This is a genomic window from Bacillus pfraonensis, assembly GCF_050768835.1.
In the GTDB taxonomy this organism is placed as follows: Bacteria; Bacillota; Bacilli; order Bacillales; family Bacillaceae_G; genus Bacillus_A; species Bacillus_A pfraonensis.
In genome coordinates, this window is record NZ_JAHCDO010000011.1 from 34642 (window position 1) to 50885 (window position 16244).

Consider the following 16244-nt stretch of genomic DNA (forward strand, 5'->3'; position numbering starts at 1 on the left):
GCTGGTCTTTTTATTTTGAAAGGAGCATGAATCATGTGGATTGTTATTATACAAGACTCCTATTCACCTAATGTATTCTATTTTATGGATTATGATGAAGCCAAAAGAAATTTTGATAAACAAGTTTCTATGGGTGTCGCATGTGTTTTGGCGGAATGTAAAGAAAGTAATTTTTAATGATACACTTTAGAATTGATATAGGTATTTAATAAGGAGGCTAAAGTATGATAAGAGATATGTTTGGCGACATAGTCTCAACAACCGAAAAGCGATGCAAAACGTGTAATCAAGTTACAGAAATAATATATAGTCATGGAGGGTTTTCTACTAGACCTTGTAAATGTACTGATGAGTTGTTTCGCAATATGATGAACGGAAAATCTAAAAAGGTTTTTATTGGAAAGGTACAGGGTCGTAAATTTGAATAAAATACGGCTTTGAATAGAAAAAGGGAGACTTTAACTCTCTTTTTCTTTAATATAGAAAGAGAATAAATGTTTTATATGATTAAATGGGTATGTGAGGTGAATATATGGAACAGTTTATTTCCATAATTATATTTTCTTTACCAGGATTACTTGCTTATTTTTGGTTACAACTCTTTGGCTTAAATCCAACAGTCAAGCATACACCAACTGAAATGGTAGGGCTTGTAGCCTTACTGTGGGTTCCAACTACTGGTTTAACAATTATTACGTATAACCTAGCAGTATATCTATTATCAATTCCAACTATTTATCTTACCGACATTAAAGAGATAAGCACATTATCAACAAATTTACTATTTTTGATGAGTTACGTGTTGTTAAGTACCTGTTTTAGTTTTTTAGTTGCTTTTATGTGGGGAAGCTATTTATACAAACTGGTTTTGAAATTGGTTAACAGGGTAAGGAAGCAACGTAAAACCTCTAGACTTTCAGAAGATACGAGTGTATGGGATACATTCTTTTTCAGGCTTGAAAAAGCTGAGGAAAAGGCACTTATTGTGGAAATGTACAAAATTGATAAGCCAGATGAAAAAACATATGGAGCTGTAATTAGGATGTCCCGCCCTTTTGAGACGGAACGATCCTTAATACTAGATGAATCTGAAGAATGGAAAGAATCACATGAGTACTATAAATATCCTGTTAAAAGAACTTACGTAGACACGAAATCAGGAATAGTAGTCAATGAGTTAGACCATTTAAACCCGACTGTCACTTCTTAGGTGGTCGCGGAGCTGAGTATGTAGGTCTTTCTCCTGAACGGATTTCACGCGGTGTAGGCGTTGCAGTCACTTTAGGAGTATTTGTTTGATTTGAATTAGACATGTTACAACCTCCTTTCTTCCAAATAATACAATAGTTTTTGAAAGAATTCGACAAAAAATTAAGAGGTCATTATACAAGTTTAAGAGAAGCGATTTCGCTTCTCTTTTTATTTTGAGGAGATGATCAGTGTGAAACGAATAGTAAATCAAGCAATTTATGAAAAGCATGTTAGCCAAGAAAATAAAAATCTAGTCAAAGATTTTCTAATTGAAAAGAAAGCACAAGGAAAAGCGGCAAGCACTTTACAGCAATACAATTGGGATTTACGAATTATTTTGTTTCTAATACATGAACACTTCGAAAATAAAAATCTTATTGGTTTAACACGAAAGGATATTCGAAATTTATCTATCATCTTTCAAGAAATGGGGATGTCCAATGCACGTGTAAATGGATTGATGAGTGCTTTACGTTCAGCACTTGAATTTTGCGCAGACGATGATGACTATAATTATGAATTCAATGTAGGTTCAAGGGTACGAGGTTTACCTAAGAATCCAATTAGAGAAATTACATTTATCACTGAGGACCAAATTAATTGGTTAATTGATGAATTACTTGAACAAGAGAAATATATGTTAGCAACTTATTTATCACTTTCATATTTTAGTGCAGCAAGAAAAAATGAAGTATATCAGGTACAAAAAAATGAATTAACTCAAAAATATTACACTAATATCGTACAAGGTAAACGTGGGAAGAAATTTCGATTGTACTATAACGATCGTGTACAAGAGTGTATAAAAATGTATTTGAATCAAAGAGGTAGGGATGCGATTCCTCAGTTGTTTGTAAAGTTATATAAAAACGGTCGACGACAATTAATTAATAAAAGTACATTTAATTATTGGTGTAAGATTTTTGGCCATATGTTAAGCGGAAAAGAAGGTAAAGAATATCGTATTAATCCACACTGTTTCCGACATAGTCGATTAGATAACTTGAAAGTTCAAGGAATACCATTAGAAATGCTAAAGTCTTTAGCGAATCACTCAGATATTTCTACAACAGAATCATATCTGAAGGATAGAAGTGAAGAGGATATCGCGAAGATTTTTGGTATGGATCCAAAATTATTTATTGCCTAGTAAGAAGGGACAAAATGTTCCTTCTTTTTATTGTGGAAGGGGATGAGACCAGTGGACAAATGCAAAGAGTGTGAAGAAAACAAATCAAAGATGCAAAATGTAGAGATACGTCTTGCTGTTGTAGAAAGTAAGGTAGCAAAAATCGAAGAAAACATTGAAAAAATCCTCAATAATACAAATTGGCTTGTGAAAAGTATTGTTGGTGGAATCATCGCAGCTATTCTCGCTTTCTTATTGAAAGGAGGTGGTATGTAATGATTAGTTTAGCTGTAATGATTGGAATTGTCGTTGGTCTTTCGCAGATTGCAAAAACAATTGGATTACAAACAAAATACATTCCGTTAGTGAATTTAACGCTTGGCATTGTGCTAGGCGTTTTATTTTTGGGCGGAGATATTAAAACAAATGTATTTCAAGGAATCATCATCGGACTATCAGCAAGTGGATTATTTGACCACACAAAAATTATGAAAAAGGATGCTGATGTAAAATGAAACAAACATTAAAGGGAATCTCTACAGTTTTATTAGCCGTTATTTTAGTATTGTCAATTGCAACGAGTGCATTTGCTGACAGAACGCTTATTATTCCTGATTTACCTAAGCAGCCGTATAGATATGGTGTAGATGCTTATGAAGGCGTTGTTGCTCACAGTACAGCAACCCCAGAAGCTCCAGCTATTAATATTAAAAAGTATGAGTCTCGTACATGGCGTTCGGCTTTCGTACATTATGCAGTAGATTGGAATGAAACAATTCAAATCGCTGATACAAAGTATATCGCTTATGGGGCTGGTTCAAGTGCTAATAAACGTTTTGTACATGTAGAATTATGTGAAACAGCAAATTATGATAAATTCAAACGTTCATACAATAAGTACGTAAAGCTATTGGCTAAAATCTTAAAAGATAACAATCTATCTGTAGAAAAAGGATTGTGGACTCACTACGATGTAACGAAATATCTTGGTGGTACAGATCACGAAGATCCACTTGATTATTTACGTAGTCACGGTGTATCAGAAGCGCAATTTCGTGCTGATGTAAAACGTGCATATAATAACAGTGATATTTCCGTTTCAGAGAAACCGTCTAAACCAGGCGAACCAATCGAAAATGTGGAAGGAATCGCATATATTGAAGGTTACAATGTAAATCTTCGTAAAGGGGCAGGTGCAAGTCACTCTGTTATTCGTCAGTTGAATAAACCAGAATCATATAAAGTATGGGGCGAAAAAGACGGATGGTTAAATCTCGGTGGGGATCAGTGGGTATATAACAATCATTCTTACATCAAGTTTGAGAAGAAAGAACCAGTTAATCCAATTGCAGGTAAACGTGTTGTTGCTAAAGTGGACAATCTACGTTTCTATGATTCTCCATCTTGGCAGGATAAAGATGTTGCTGGTACTTTAGATTCAGGATTAGGATTTGCAATTGATGCAAAGGTAAGTGTAAATGGTTCTCCGCAGTACAAGGTACACAACAGCAAAGGTAAAACATACTATGTTACTGCAAATAAAGCCTATGTATATGTGAAGTAGGAAATGAAAAAAGAGCATTCTGAATTGGGAGGAATGCCCTTTTTCTTGTGGTTTCTCTTGAACCTATTAAAAATTATATGTAGTCAATTCTCAATGTATTCATATAAAGCCAAAAGCACCATCTTCCCCAGTTGAAGATGGTACTTTTCTATGGTGCTTGCTCTAGGTGTCATTTGTATTATACGCAAAATGCAATTTAATAATTACTAAATATATTACTGTAAATGAAGCTTATTGAAAATATTACCAATGTTTTCGACTACAACAACAAATAATGAAACAATCACAATGACACTTATCTTCCTTACACTTCCAACAATCACAATGATGCTTGTCTTTAGATTTCCAATCATCACAATGACGCTTGTTTTTACACTTCCAACAATCACAATGATGCTTGTCCTTAGATTTCCAACAATCATGTTCCCAGCACATTTTTTATACCTCCCTTCAATTAAGGGTCATATTATTCTATGTTTTAGTAAAAAAACGGCTTGTTTACTAACCTATTATTTTATTTCTACATGATAGAATGATTTCTACTAGATATAGAACTAATACAAATAATGCTCCTTACGATAATTTTAGAGGGAGAGTGAATGGAACTTTAGATGCAGGACTTAGGATTTACAATCGATGAAAAAGTAACTGTCAATGGATCATCACAATACAAAGTACACAATTCGAAAGGGAATACGTACTACATTACGGCTAGTGATGCGTACGTAAACGCACGTTAACGTAAAAGAAACCGGCTCTTAATTGAGTCGGTTTTTTAAGCTTTACCTCCCTAGGAAAATATTTTCTGATAATTATTTTTCAATTAATTTAAACAGGGAGTTTATATACAATATATAGAATTATGCTAGTATTTAGGAAAATGAGGGGGGACTTGTTATGAGTGCACATATAGTAACTAAAGAGCAAATCAAGTACTTATTCGATACTTGGTATCAATCAATGTTGAAACAACAAGTGGAGAAAGCAAGGCAACTAAAAGAAGAAATTGACAATAATATTAATCATGTAGAATTGGATGAAGATGTATTACTGTATTTTGCCTTATTAAATTTCAGATATAATGTGCTGACTGACTGGATTTCGATTAAAGAAGATAGCTTTAATAATGTGGAATCTTTTGAAATTCCTAACAAAGGATACTTGGCATATTATTATCACTTTTTCAAAGCCATTTATCTTATGTTTGTTACAAAATATAAAGAAGCAAAAGAACAATTTGAGACAGCTGAAAATCTTTTGAAATATGTTCCAAATAAGTTGGAACAGGCGGAATTTTATTATCGATTAGGCTATTTTTATAATCAGTCTTATCAACATATGTCAGCGATTGATTGCATAAAAAAAGCAAAAGAAGAATTCATAAAGCAACCAGATTGCGAGATTAATGTTGCTTTATGTGAAAATATGTTTGGATTATGTTGTATCGATTTAAGACAATTTGAATTAGCTGAAGAAACATTTAATGCTGCACTAGATGTATTTCGAAAAGCTAATCATAAAAAATATGTGTTGATGGTTCGAAATAACCTAGGATTACTGTATGCAAATCAAAATTTATCAGAATTAGCAATTCGTCATTTATCAGAAGTTACAAATCACTCTCAAAATCATTTTCGTGCAATTTATTTGGAATCGGATGAAAATTTGAAAATAGGTGAATATGAAAAAGCTGAAGGATTAATAGAAAAAGGATTGTACATCTGTGATCAACTGGAAAATCAGGAGTATCAACATCGTTTCATGATTTTAAAAGCAATGAATACAAATACAGCTGCATTGGAAAAGGCTGTTTTGGCAGGAATTTCGTATTTCGAAAAAGAAGAATTATTTGATTGCATTGAAGAATATGCAGATCGTTTAGCTGATAAATTTTATAATGACAACAACTATGAAAAAGCAGTCGAGTATTATCGCATGGGTAAAGAAGCCCGAAAAAAACAAATGGAAAAAGGAGCATTAAGATGATAAAAAAAATCCTCTTAACAACAATAGGTTGTGCATTTGCGGTATCTATAACAACTGGATTTTCGACATTAAACAAAGGAGATGGAGGAGCACCTGTAAGGCCAGATTTAGCGTTAAATAAAGTTGATACGATATCTGATAATAAGGGGGATGGTGGCGGAGCTCCTGCAAGACCTGACTATGTTAATATTGGTGACGGTGGTGGTTCGCCTTCTAATGCGCATGGAAACGGTGGAGGCATTGTAGCAAAAGAAATTTAAGTGAATTTACAGTAAAAGAAGAACATTTACCCTCACTAAAAGATGTTCTTCTTCTTTTTTTACTTTAAATCAGATATCTTTCTAACCTGTTTTTCCTTCGATTTAAAAGCCTCCTTGTATTGTTTAAATTCTTGTTTATCAACGTAAAACTTTTCACCCGTAGCTACATTCTTTACTAATTGTGTTTTAGTGAAAATTGCCTTTGTATAATAGTAAACCAAAAATGCTACTAAAGAAAAAGTAAGAGTTGGAATGAATAGAATAAATGCAATAACAATTAGCCATGTATCTAAAGTGGAATATATTGGCTTTAATACTAATCTCTTTCCTGCTGCGGCTTCTGCTTGCGCTAATTGTTCCATACGTTGTAGCGATGCTACTGTATCATAACTCATCAAAAAACCTCCTTGAAGTAATACCTAAATCATACCAATTTTACGTAATAACTGTAAATATCACATTCTCATAGTATCATTTTAGAGGTTTTTAACTCGTTCAAGTAAATCAATTACTTGTGTATGTTTCTCTTTTAATTCTTCTAAAGAGATTTTTAATGCACTAGGATTGTCTAGTAAAAATTGTTTATATGATTGATGTTCATATATAAGGTGTGCAATCTCTATTTGATTACTTTGTTGATTTAATAGATACCCACTTTGTTTTTGAGCCATAAACATTTCTCTAATTAGTTTGTCTTTTTCAAATGCTATCGGATTGATTATCATATGCGCTTCCTCCAATTAAAATTTTAATTGTTCGTGATTTAGATGGATCACGGTGAATATACCCTTTCTCTTCTAGATGCAGTAAATGTCCATGTACTGTGGAACTAGAAGCAAGGCCAGTTGCTTTGCAAATTTCTCTGACAGTTGGAGGATATCCGTTTTCTATAACTTTTTCTTGGATGAAAGTTAGAATTTGAGCTTGTCTAGGAGTTAATGTTTTCATTTTGTAGTACCCTCTCTTTGTATAGGAAATATAATACTAAATAAATAGAATGAAATCAAACATACGTTCTAGTTATAGACAACAAAAAATGTATACATGGTGGAGAGTTAAACCAGTTTAGTTCTCTATCATGTACACATTGAATAACCTATGCCATAACAAGAAATGAAATATAATATAGAAGAAACATAAAACATCAATTATTAATTGGTGTTTTATGTTGGAGTGAATGTGGTCAAAATGTGGTCAATTAAGATTAGGAATAGAAAAATGCGATTCCATATTTTTAAGGAATCGCATTTTAACAGGGTTTTTAGTATGACCCCGGAGAGGCTCGAACTCACGACCTCCACCCTGTCAAGGTGGCGCTCTCCCTGCTGAGCTACGGGATCGTAATAAATATTGATGTTATTTTATGTCTGATAATTCTGTTAAGTTGATTATACATAACTAATTGTCACATTACAATAGTTTTTAATTACAATATGTAAACTGTTATATACTAGTTGGAAATGAGAAGTGTATGGAAAGGTTTTACGTGTTAGAAGAAAGAAAGGTTTATAGAGTATGTTTTTTTAGAAGTGATCATTGCAAGTATTTAAATGAAAGAAAAGAATGTCAGCTTGTATTATTTCTTCCTAAACTTTAATAAAGGACTTGTATCACTTAATTCAACAAAGAAGGGAAAAAGAAATAAGAAAGGTAAAGCATGAGCACCAAATTCAAACGTATCATCTGAAAGATATTGTCTTTCAAAACAATAAGGACAGTCCTTACCATCATTTTGCATGAGAAGTGACCAGGTATCTTTTGCTTTCCATTTCGCTTTACAATTCGTACAACGAGTCATAAAACGCCTCCTTTTCCTTTGGTTTATTATATTCCCCTAAATATCCCATTTAATTATATACAGAATACATACTAGAGTAAATGAAATCGGGTAGAAGTTTATATGTATTACGTGTGAACCGGTAATACAGTATCATTGTAAATAATGTATATTCATTTAATTTGAAACTTCGATATAAGCCTATGATCTATAAATGAAAGGAGAGTATCACAATGGTTAAAAAAGTGATTGGTTTTGTTATGGGAGGCCTTGTTTTATTTGGAGTTATACTCGGCAGCGTTATGTGGTTTCATAAAACAGATAAACAAGAAACGAATGTTGAAAAAACTGAGACAATGAAAGAGGTAGATAAATCAAAAGATATTGGCATGAAGATTAGAGAAATGCATAGTGATTTAAATCATATTACTGGTTGGGAAAAGTATGAGGGTTTTGAGAAAACGGATGCTCCAGCTTGGGAAAAAAATGAATCGGGATTCAAATTAATTGATACAATGTTAAAAGAAGCGGTTTCTTTATGTAAAGGGGATTTGAAAGAAGATTTAGAGCGAGCTAAAAAATTGCTTGCTATTTCAGTTCAAAATCATGATACAACAGCGTTAATATATGTTCATCGTATTTTACATGATCTTGATATCGGACAAAACAGATTGAAAGAGAAAGATGTATTTAATAGTGCAAAAGCAGGGGCTGGTAATGCTAGTGAAATACCTACTTATGATGATTATATGAAGAGACATAGCAAATAAATCTTTCATTTCTAGTTGTTTTGGTAGGATATTCTTTTTACAACGTCATGGAAATAGTATATAACAGAAATAGAGAATAGATTTATAAATATTCATAGATTAAAGGAGCACATACGAATGGTAAGAAAAACTTTCAAGATGCGTGTACCTAGAAATAGAACAATTTCAATAAATGGTGCGATTCTTGATGTGGATGTTTCTCATGATGAATTTTTAGATGAGTTTATTGAATGGGTGGATTCAAAGGGCTGGTCCTTTATGGGAATGACTGATGAGGTTACAGAAGAGGAAGCTGGAAATAATTTAATAGATTTATTGGCTGATGAGAAGGATAAGAAAGAATGAGTCCTTCTTATTTTTATGCGTATGATTATGTCCTTTCTTGTAAAATTATGATATAGTGAAAAACGGTAATTATTTTTCCATTTTAATACCAATTCGCTGTCGGATTGGTAAAGTTAGTACATACGGTGAAAAAGAAAATAGAAAAGGGAGAGTCATATGGTAAATTGTAAGAAGATTTTGGTTTTTATGATGGTTATTTGTTTATTCTTTTTAACACCTATGACATTGTACGCTGAAACTGGCACTGCACCAGTACCGGCACTAGGCCAAGGGCCAAATGTATTTGGTCAGTTTGCAGTTTCAATCGATGCAAAAACAGGGGATGTGTTGTACGACAAAAATGCATATCAACATGCATTTCCAGCAAGTATGACGAAGGTATTGACTGCTATTTTATTAATGGAGCATGTGAAGCCGGAGGAGCAATTTACGTTTTCACAACCTGCATTAGATCAGGAAAAGAGTAATTATCAACTTGAATTTCAAGTAGGGGAAACGATCGATCGGAATACAGCGCTTATAATTTTAATGGTGCTGAGTGCAAATGATGTTTCGTATGCAATTGGTGAACGTATTGGAGGAAGTATAGAGAATTTTGCAAATATGATGAATGAGAAAGCAAAGCAACTAGGAGCAAAAGATAGTCATTTTATAACGCCAAATGGTTTACATGACCCAAATCATTATACGACGGCATATGATATGGCAATGATTACGAGAGGGATTCAGCAATATCCTGAGATTTTACAAGCTATGAATACAAAAAGGATAACGGTTACAACATCTAGACAAACGGTTTCTATTTTTAATAAAGCTACCTATTTTGAAAACCCATACAGTATTGGGGGAAAAACGGGTTTTACAAATGAAGCACGCAACACACTTGTATTGTTAAATGAGAAAGATGGCAATCGTATTATCAATGTTGTGATGGCATCACAAAGACCCGAAATTTATGAAGATATGCGTCAAATTGCAGATCATTCCTTCGCTCAATTTACAAAGCAAATGGTATTAGATAAAAATAATTGGCATCAGCAGGCAACATATTTAGACAAAAATATAGATTGTGAACTGGAAAAAAGTGCAGAATTGATGTTAAAGAAAGATGAAGGAAAGAATGTGAAAACAGTTTTTAAAGCGGCTTCGGTTGATAAGGAACAATTATATCAAAAAGGAATTCAACGCGGAGATGTGATCGGGACAGTAGATGTGACGAAAAATAATCAAACGATTGAAAGCATTAATGTTCTTTCTAAGGAAGATGTGACATTTGCAATGCCTAAAAAAAATATAAAGCCAGCTGAGCCTACGTACCCATTTGGGTTGATGGCAAGTATCGGAATTGGATGTATTGCTTGCATGATAATAGGCTTATATATGGTAAGGCGAGCTAAAAAGAATGCGATTTCAGAAGGGGAATAGGCAATGATCCATTGCCTATTTTTTATTGCGTTTTCCGGTTGTTCATTATAGTATTGATTTAAGTTCTCTTTTAAGAACAACTCAGGATATCCTTGTTTTACGTGCATATACATAATAAAAAGGAGGAGATACGGATGAAACTAGTTTGGAAGATTATTAGTAACGTTATCTCATTTGTTTTATTTGCGCTCATGGTTTGTTTAGCGTTTATTGTCATTTCATCAAAAGCGAGCGGCGGGGATCCAACCGTAATGGGATATCAATTTAAAACGGTACTATCTGGATCGATGGAACCAACATTTTTAACAGGGTCAATTATTGCGATTGAACCAACGAAAGATGGATCTAAATATAAAAAAGGTGATGTAATTACTTTTAAAGAAGATGAGAAAAAAATTGTCACTCACCGTGTTATTGGTGTGAAAGATGTAAATGGGAAAGTCATGTATGAAACAAAAGGTGACAATAATAATGGCCCAGATTTAAAGCCAGTCTTAGCGGAAAATGTTATTGGAAAATATGAAAATATTACAATTCCATATGTAGGATATTTGCTGAACTATGCAAATTCAAAAGCTGGAGCTGCCTTGCTTTTAATTATTCCAGGCGTATGCTTACTCATGTATTCTATAATTTCTATTTTTAGTGCAATCCGCAGCATTGACAATGAAAAGAAAAATAAATCTACAGATGTTGGGCAATCTGTGTAATTCCGTTATTTTATCTACTTTGGAGATTATAAATATATAGATAGTATTGGGGATATGGACATGACCTTAAAGAGAAAATTGGGAATGGGAATTATATCGGCAATTATAGGAGCATCATTAATTGGAGGAGGAACATATGCGTACTTTAACGATAAAGAAGTCTCAAATAATACATTTGCGGCAGGTACGCTTGATTTAACTGCAAATCCGACAGCAATTATTAATGTAAATAATATTAAGCCTGGTGATACGATTATTCGTGATTTTGAACTGGTAAACAGCGGTACGCTAGATATTGAAAAAGTTTTATTATACTCCGAATATAGCGTGAAAGATGCAAAAGGTGACAATATTGAAGATTTTGGTGACCATATTAAAGTAACGATTTTAAGAAATATGGACAAGGGACATGCGATTATAAAAGAAAAGAAATTATCTCAATTAACAGGAAAACCATCCGTACCAGTTAATAACGACGCCCTTTCTGAGAGAGTAGATGAGAAGGGAATTAAAGCGGGGAACAAGGATACATTTAAAGTGAAATTCGAGTTTATGGATAATGGAAAAAATCAAAATCAATTCCAAGGAGATATGCTTGAGTTGAAATGGACTTTTGAAGCGCAACAAACAGCTGGTATAGAGACAGAATGATATGAATAGGCTATCAAATTGATAGTCTATTCTATTGTATATATTATTTTCGAACGATTATACGGAGATATGTAGACGAGAGAATAGATCGATAGAACTAAGGTGTTTTTAATGTGCAGAAAGGTTATATGACACAAAATTGTAAAAAAATTCTATATTTTTTATTTAATTTTCGGATTTTATTCTTTATAATGAAATTATGTTCTTTATAGAGAATTGAATGCGAGTAATAGGAGAGATTGGAATGCTGAAATCATCAAAAAAAATAAAAACAATGCTCATGTTACCATGTATGTGTTCAATGGCTTTCTATATGGGATCACAAGTAGTTACGTATACAGAGGCTGCTTTTGTAAATGAGACAAAAGTCTATTCTACGGTTTCAACTGCAATTGTATTTCCAAAAACGATTGATACTTTGATGAAAGAAGCAGAGCAGCATGAGAATTTTATTTTAAAGGTAGCTGAGGGAATGAATAAGGAAACAAAAGCTGATTCTGTAGAAGTACTCGAACAAAAAGTGCAGCAGTGGAGAGAACAATTTGAAAAAGTAAAAGTAGAACGTGAGGCCTTGCAGCAAATATATGCAGAAATAGAAGATTATTATAAGCAATCAGTAGAAAATGTAAGGGTAAATAATAGCGATTCAAGTAAGCAAGTGCTTCAATATGTGCAAGGTGGTTTTACTAAAGTAGGGAGCATGAAGGATAATATTGATAAAAAAGTATCGGTACAAAAAATCGAAGAATTTATGCTAACCCTACAAAAGAAAATCGAAAATGAAAAAGCGCAACAGGTAAGTAACACACCTCAAAAAACAGAGCAGGAACAAGTAGTACCTTCTTCTGAGCAAAAAGAATCAAGCAGACAAGAAGAAATAAAGCAACCATTAAAGTCTAAACAAGAACAAGTAGTACCTTCTTCTGAGCAAAAAGAATCAAGCAGACAAGAAGAAATAAAGCAACCATCAAACCCTAAACAAGAACAAGTCAATCAAGCTCAACATGTGAAGAAGACCAATCCAGTATTACAACAACCTGAAGAGAATAAAGAAGAAGTACAGAAACGAGATTCAAGCGCTGTACATGAAAATCACTGATTTTTGGGTTATACCTTCTACAAATGTAGAGGTTAACATAAAAAAAATGAAGTTCAGGGGGAATATGGGATGGGAATTAAGAAAAAATTAGGAATGGGTGTTGCATCAGCTGCATTAGGACTATCTTTAATTGGTGGAGGAACATTTGCATACTTTAGTGATAAGGAAGTATCAAATAATACATTTGCAGCAGGTACATTAGATCTTTCTGTAGATCCAACGACGATTATTGATGTTGATAATATTAAGCCAGGGGATAAAATGACACGTGACTTTAAGCTTGTCAATAATGGTTCATTAGATATAAAAACTGTGAAATTATTAACGGATTATAATGTAGTAGATTCAAAAGGAGATAATTCAGAAGACTTCGGTAAGCATATCCGCGTGAATTTCTTCTGGAATTGGGATAAATTAAGTGAACCTATTTTCTCAACGACATTGGCTGATTTAAAAGCTATGTCTCCAGATGCAGTGGAAAAAAGTATTTTTGCAGGTTGGTTTGCTGAAAATGGCGGTTTGAAACATGGTGATTCTGATTATCTTTGGGTACAATATGAATTTGTAGATAATAAACAAGATCAAAATCAATTCCAAGGTGATAAACTTGAGTTGAAATGGACATTTGAAGCAGAACAAACAGAAGGATCAGAAAAATAATAGAATTGATAGAAAAAAGGTAGGTTTTACCTGCCTTTTTTCTATACCAATTCTTGTTATATGAGGGATGCATATGAATAAGAAGTGGTTATTTATCATGAGTATATATCTGATTCTAGTATTATTCATTGGTATTACAAAAAATATTGATCAAGTGTATGCGGAGGAGCGGCGAGAAATAGATATAAGCCTTGAGCCAAAAGAAGTACTATTCCATGTTTCAAATATGAAGCCGGGTGACTGGGCAAATCGAAGTATACGTATCAGTAATGTAGGGACACAGAAATTATCATATATTATAAAAAGCGAGGTTTCAGAAGGATCTGAGAAATTATATGAAGCTCTTAGGATCACTGTAAAAGATAAAAAAAGAGTTTTATATGAGGGAAGTCTTGGGAAACTTCAAAGTATGGAAAAGCGCACATTAGCAGTTGATAAAATTGACGAGCTTCTCTATACGATACATGTTCCTAAAGAGTTAGGAAATGAGTATCAAGGATTACAAACAATAGTAAAATTTATTTTTTATGCGGAAGGACCAAGCGGGAATGGTATGGGTACTGAAAATGAAATGGGAAGCAATCAAATACAACCTCCTACATCCGTAAATTCTAATAATAGCTGGCAGCTACCACGTACAGGTATGCAGCAGAGTAGCCTGATTTTAATAGGGCTTGGCTTAGTATGGTGTGGATTTTATTTTTATAAAAAGTATATTCAAATGAAGTATAGGAAGGATTAATTCTTTTTTGTACATGTCTAGAAATAGAGTGCAGATGAAGTGAGCGAGGAATTGAAGCGGGCTTTAATAAAGAAAACTTAGAAATACTTTTAACTGTTTTTAGATAACAAAATTAATATTATTTTATAGTTGCAATTACACCCTTACGTTCTTTATAATGAACATAAGGTGACTTTTTAAAGAACAGACGGATTTAGAGGATATTGTACATACATTTGCCATACCTCTTATCCTGTATTAAGAGATAACAATAAAAAATAGCTAGGGGGAATTTAAAGTGAGTTTAAAGAAAAAATTAGGTATGGGAGTCGCTTCAGCGGCATTAGGATTATCTTTAATCGGTGGAGGAACGTTCGCTTACTTTAGTGACAAAGAAGTATCAAATAATACGTTTGCAGCGGGTACATTAGATCTTACTTTGGACCCAAAAACACTTGTAGACATTAAAGATTTAAAACCAGGTGATACTGTTAAGAAAGAGTTCTTATTAAAGAACAGTGGTACATTAGCAATTAAAGATGTGAAATTAGTAACGAAATACGAAGTAAAAGATGCAAAAGGCGATAATGCTGGGGAAGATTTCGGTAAGCATATTAAAGTAAAATTCCTTTGGAACTGGGATAAACAAAGTGAACCTGTATATGAAACAACACTAGCAGATTTACAAAACGTTGATCCAGATGTTTTAGCGAAAGATATCTTTGCTCCAGAGTGGGGTGAAAAAGGCGGTTTAGAAGCTGGAACAGAAGATTACCTATGGGTACAATTTGAGTTTGTGGATAATAAAGACGATCAAAATAAATTCCAAGGCGATGCATTAAACCTAGAATGGACATTTAATGCAAACCAAACAGATGGGGAAGAAAGATAAGAAAATTAAGCAAAAAAGCGGGGAGATTCCCCGCTTTTTTCTTAAATAAAAAAAGAGTGCTCCCCAGTATGCACCCCTTCTCGTATACACTATTTCTGGTTTTGCTTCCATTTTGTAAACTCTAGAAATTCGCGGAATTGCTCTTTTGAAACGCCGGAGTTCATGGCTTCTTTGACGAGATGTGTCCATTCCGAGTCCAATTGGCTTTCGGATGTTGTTTCGTCATGGAGGAGCATGTCAACTGGTATTTGTAGAACATTTGCGATTTTTTCAAGAAATTGAATGGAAGGATTCTTTTGCAAGTTACGTTCAATAGAGCTGATGTAAGACTTCGCCACACCGGCTTTTTCAGCAAGTTCTGTTAAAGAAATCCCTCTTTGCAAACGAAGGCGTTTTATGCGTTCTCCTATCATCTTTGCGCACCTTTCTGTAAGTATGTAATCGGCTTATGATGTCATTAGTATAACACAAATTTCGTTAAAAAGAACACCTCTGCTAGTTTCCAGTAGGCTGGTTCATACGTTGGAAAAAGTGTTCGATATCTTGAATCGTGATTCCAGCATCTAGAGCTTCGAGCATTAAATCAATCCAATCTTGATCTAGCGTATCTGCCTTGTCTTTGTACAAAATGTATTCCTCCCTAATGTTCAATTGTCATGTCATGAATCGTACAAAATAAACAATCTTTTAAACACATTATAATGTTTTGAAAAGTTAATTTGGTAAAAATAATGTTAATTTATTGTATATTTTGTAGGTAAAACCAATGAAGAAGTTACAATTTCGTCATTCTATAAAGAAATTGTAATAGTTTTATCGTAAATTATCAATATCTTCAGAAATAACTGATATATAGATGAGTATTTTTATGAAAAATATGAAATTTTTACAAAAATATTACGAATTTTACAAAATAACGCAAAATAAAACAAATTATTGAAAAGTTACTGAATTTTTATTATTATCTAAATATTAGTACATATTCTTATTAGGGGAGGAAATGG

General features: G+C 33.2%; 23 protein-coding genes, 1 tRNA gene and 2 pseudogenes. 18 read left to right on the forward strand and 8 right to left on the reverse strand.

Features of this window, described 5'->3' with window-relative positions; genetic code table 11:
- The first annotated feature begins 33 nt into the window (after window positions 1-33).
- The 6 genes from KFD70_RS12130 to KFD70_RS12155 all read left to right on the forward strand — a co-directional run bounded on the left by KFD70_RS12130 (window position 34) and on the right by KFD70_RS12155 (window position 3944).
- Window positions 34-177: a hypothetical protein gene (locus KFD70_RS12130; protein ID WP_241818671.1), complete on the forward strand. Its 144-nt coding sequence runs from the start codon at window positions 34-36 to the stop codon at window positions 175-177.
- Between the two features lie 355 nt (window positions 178-532).
- The gene (locus KFD70_RS12135; protein ID WP_336452806.1) at window positions 533-1210 is read left to right on the forward strand and encodes a hypothetical protein; all 678 of its coding nucleotides are present in this window, start codon (window positions 533-535) and stop codon (window positions 1208-1210) included.
- A gap of 231 nt (window positions 1211-1441) precedes the next feature.
- The gene (locus KFD70_RS12140; protein WP_241818674.1) at window positions 1442-2401 is read left to right on the forward strand and encodes a tyrosine-type recombinase/integrase; all 960 of its coding nucleotides are present in this window, start codon (window positions 1442-1444) and stop codon (window positions 2399-2401) included.
- A 42-nt stretch (window positions 2402-2443) separates the two neighbouring features.
- Complete coding sequence (locus tag KFD70_RS12145; protein WP_241818675.1) at window positions 2444-2656, forward strand: hemolysin XhlA family protein; 213 nt, start codon at window positions 2444-2446, stop codon at window positions 2654-2656.
- Window positions 2656-2895 (forward strand): holin, encoded by a 240-nt coding sequence (locus tag KFD70_RS12150; RefSeq protein WP_336452805.1) that lies wholly within the window; start codon window positions 2656-2658, stop codon window positions 2893-2895. The genes KFD70_RS12145 and KFD70_RS12150 overlap by 1 nt, the downstream gene beginning before the upstream one ends.
- Window positions 2892-3944: an N-acetylmuramoyl-L-alanine amidase gene (locus tag KFD70_RS12155; protein WP_336452804.1), complete on the forward strand. Its 1053-nt coding sequence runs from the start codon at window positions 2892-2894 to the stop codon at window positions 3942-3944. Before KFD70_RS12150 ends, KFD70_RS12155 begins: the two co-directional genes overlap by 4 nt.
- A 215-nt stretch (window positions 3945-4159) precedes the next feature.
- On the opposite strand, the gene KFD70_RS12160 is transcribed toward KFD70_RS12155, so the two are convergent.
- Window positions 4160-4366 carry a hypothetical protein gene (locus tag KFD70_RS12160; RefSeq protein ID WP_336452803.1) on the reverse strand — a complete coding sequence of 69 codons (207 nt, stop codon included), beginning with the start codon at window positions 4364-4366 and terminating at the stop codon, window positions 4160-4162.
- Window positions 4367-4539: 173 nt separating this feature from the next.
- Between KFD70_RS12160 and KFD70_RS12165 the strand changes: the two are divergent.
- The 3 genes and pseudogenes from KFD70_RS12165 to KFD70_RS12175 form a co-directional block, all read left to right on the forward strand.
- A pseudogene (locus KFD70_RS12165) lies at window positions 4540-4684 on the forward strand (N-acetylmuramoyl-L-alanine amidase); the annotation flags it as partial.
- A 157-nt stretch (window positions 4685-4841) separates the two neighbouring features.
- Window positions 4842-5930, forward strand: a complete 1089-nt coding sequence (locus tag KFD70_RS12170) for a response regulator aspartate phosphatase (protein WP_336452802.1) — start codon at window positions 4842-4844, stop codon at window positions 5928-5930.
- Window positions 5930-6190, forward strand: a complete 261-nt coding sequence (locus KFD70_RS12175) for a hypothetical protein (RefSeq protein ID WP_033799691.1) — start codon at window positions 5930-5932, stop codon at window positions 6188-6190. The genes KFD70_RS12170 and KFD70_RS12175 overlap by 1 nt, the downstream gene beginning before the upstream one ends.
- A gap of 59 nt (window positions 6191-6249) precedes the next feature.
- On the opposite strand, the gene KFD70_RS12180 is transcribed toward KFD70_RS12175, so the two are convergent.
- The 5 genes and pseudogenes from KFD70_RS12180 to KFD70_RS12200 form a co-directional block, all read right to left on the reverse strand.
- Window positions 6250-6585, reverse strand: a complete 336-nt coding sequence (locus KFD70_RS12180; protein ID WP_336452801.1) for a hypothetical protein — start codon at window positions 6583-6585, stop codon at window positions 6250-6252.
- A gap of 81 nt (window positions 6586-6666) precedes the next feature.
- Entirely contained in the window at window positions 6667-6915 is a 249-nt protein-coding gene (locus KFD70_RS12185) for a hypothetical protein (RefSeq protein WP_336452800.1), read from the reverse strand.
- Window positions 6893-7138, reverse strand: a pseudogene (locus KFD70_RS12190) (LexA family protein); the annotation flags it as partial. The gene KFD70_RS12185 and the pseudogene KFD70_RS12190, both read right to left, overlap by 23 nt.
- Window positions 7139-7457: 319 nt before the next feature.
- Window positions 7458-7530 (reverse strand) — tRNA-Val (locus KFD70_RS12195).
- A 236-nt stretch (window positions 7531-7766) separates the two neighbouring features.
- Window positions 7767-7988 carry a hypothetical protein gene (locus tag KFD70_RS12200; RefSeq protein WP_336452798.1) on the reverse strand — a complete coding sequence of 74 codons (222 nt, stop codon included), beginning with the start codon at window positions 7986-7988 and terminating at the stop codon, window positions 7767-7769.
- Window positions 7989-8200: 212 nt separating this feature from the next.
- Here KFD70_RS12200 and KFD70_RS12205 point away from each other — a divergent pair, with 212 nt between their 5' ends.
- The 9 genes from KFD70_RS12205 to calY all read left to right on the forward strand — a co-directional run bounded on the left by KFD70_RS12205 (window position 8201) and on the right by calY (window position 15240).
- Window positions 8201-8737, forward strand: a complete 537-nt coding sequence (locus tag KFD70_RS12205) for a hypothetical protein (protein ID WP_336452797.1) — start codon at window positions 8201-8203, stop codon at window positions 8735-8737.
- Window positions 8738-8854: 117 nt separating this feature from the next.
- Entirely contained in the window at window positions 8855-9082 is a 228-nt protein-coding gene (locus KFD70_RS12210) for a hypothetical protein (protein ID WP_336452796.1), read from the forward strand.
- Between the two features lie 156 nt (window positions 9083-9238).
- On the forward strand, window positions 9239-10507 hold the full coding sequence (locus KFD70_RS12215) for a D-alanyl-D-alanine carboxypeptidase family protein (RefSeq protein ID WP_336452795.1): 1269 nt from the start codon (window positions 9239-9241) through the stop codon (window positions 10505-10507).
- Between the two features lie 134 nt (window positions 10508-10641).
- Complete coding sequence (sipW, locus tag KFD70_RS12220) at window positions 10642-11217, forward strand: signal peptidase I SipW (protein WP_336452794.1); 576 nt, start codon at window positions 10642-10644, stop codon at window positions 11215-11217.
- A 60-nt stretch (window positions 11218-11277) separates the two neighbouring features.
- Window positions 11278-11868, forward strand: a complete 591-nt coding sequence (locus KFD70_RS12225; RefSeq protein WP_336452793.1) for a TasA family protein — start codon at window positions 11278-11280, stop codon at window positions 11866-11868.
- Between the two features lie 244 nt (window positions 11869-12112).
- Window positions 12113-12967, forward strand: a complete 855-nt coding sequence (locus KFD70_RS12230) for a DUF4047 domain-containing protein (RefSeq protein ID WP_336452792.1) — start codon at window positions 12113-12115, stop codon at window positions 12965-12967.
- Window positions 12968-13036: 69 nt separating this feature from the next.
- Window positions 13037-13627 carry a TasA family protein gene (locus tag KFD70_RS12235; protein WP_336452791.1) on the forward strand — a complete coding sequence of 197 codons (591 nt, stop codon included), beginning with the start codon at window positions 13037-13039 and terminating at the stop codon, window positions 13625-13627.
- 73 nt (window positions 13628-13700) lie between these two features.
- Window positions 13701-14369, forward strand: a complete 669-nt coding sequence (locus KFD70_RS12240; protein WP_336452790.1) for a TasA family protein — start codon at window positions 13701-13703, stop codon at window positions 14367-14369.
- A 277-nt stretch (window positions 14370-14646) separates the two neighbouring features.
- On the forward strand, window positions 14647-15240 hold the full coding sequence (calY, locus tag KFD70_RS12245) for a biofilm matrix protein CalY (protein WP_336452789.1): 594 nt from the start codon (window positions 14647-14649) through the stop codon (window positions 15238-15240).
- Window positions 15241-15329: 89 nt separating this feature from the next.
- Here the strand turns inward: calY and KFD70_RS12250 are convergent, their stop codons facing one another.
- Together KFD70_RS12250 and KFD70_RS12255 are read right to left on the reverse strand one after the other, a co-directional pair.
- Window positions 15330-15653 carry a helix-turn-helix domain-containing protein gene (locus KFD70_RS12250; protein ID WP_336452788.1) on the reverse strand — a complete coding sequence of 108 codons (324 nt, stop codon included), beginning with the start codon at window positions 15651-15653 and terminating at the stop codon, window positions 15330-15332.
- An 82-nt stretch (window positions 15654-15735) separates the two neighbouring features.
- Window positions 15736-15867 carry an anti-repressor SinI family protein gene (locus KFD70_RS12255; RefSeq protein WP_098359351.1) on the reverse strand — a complete coding sequence of 44 codons (132 nt, stop codon included), beginning with the start codon at window positions 15865-15867 and terminating at the stop codon, window positions 15736-15738.
- Window positions 15868-16244 lie beyond the last annotated feature (377 nt).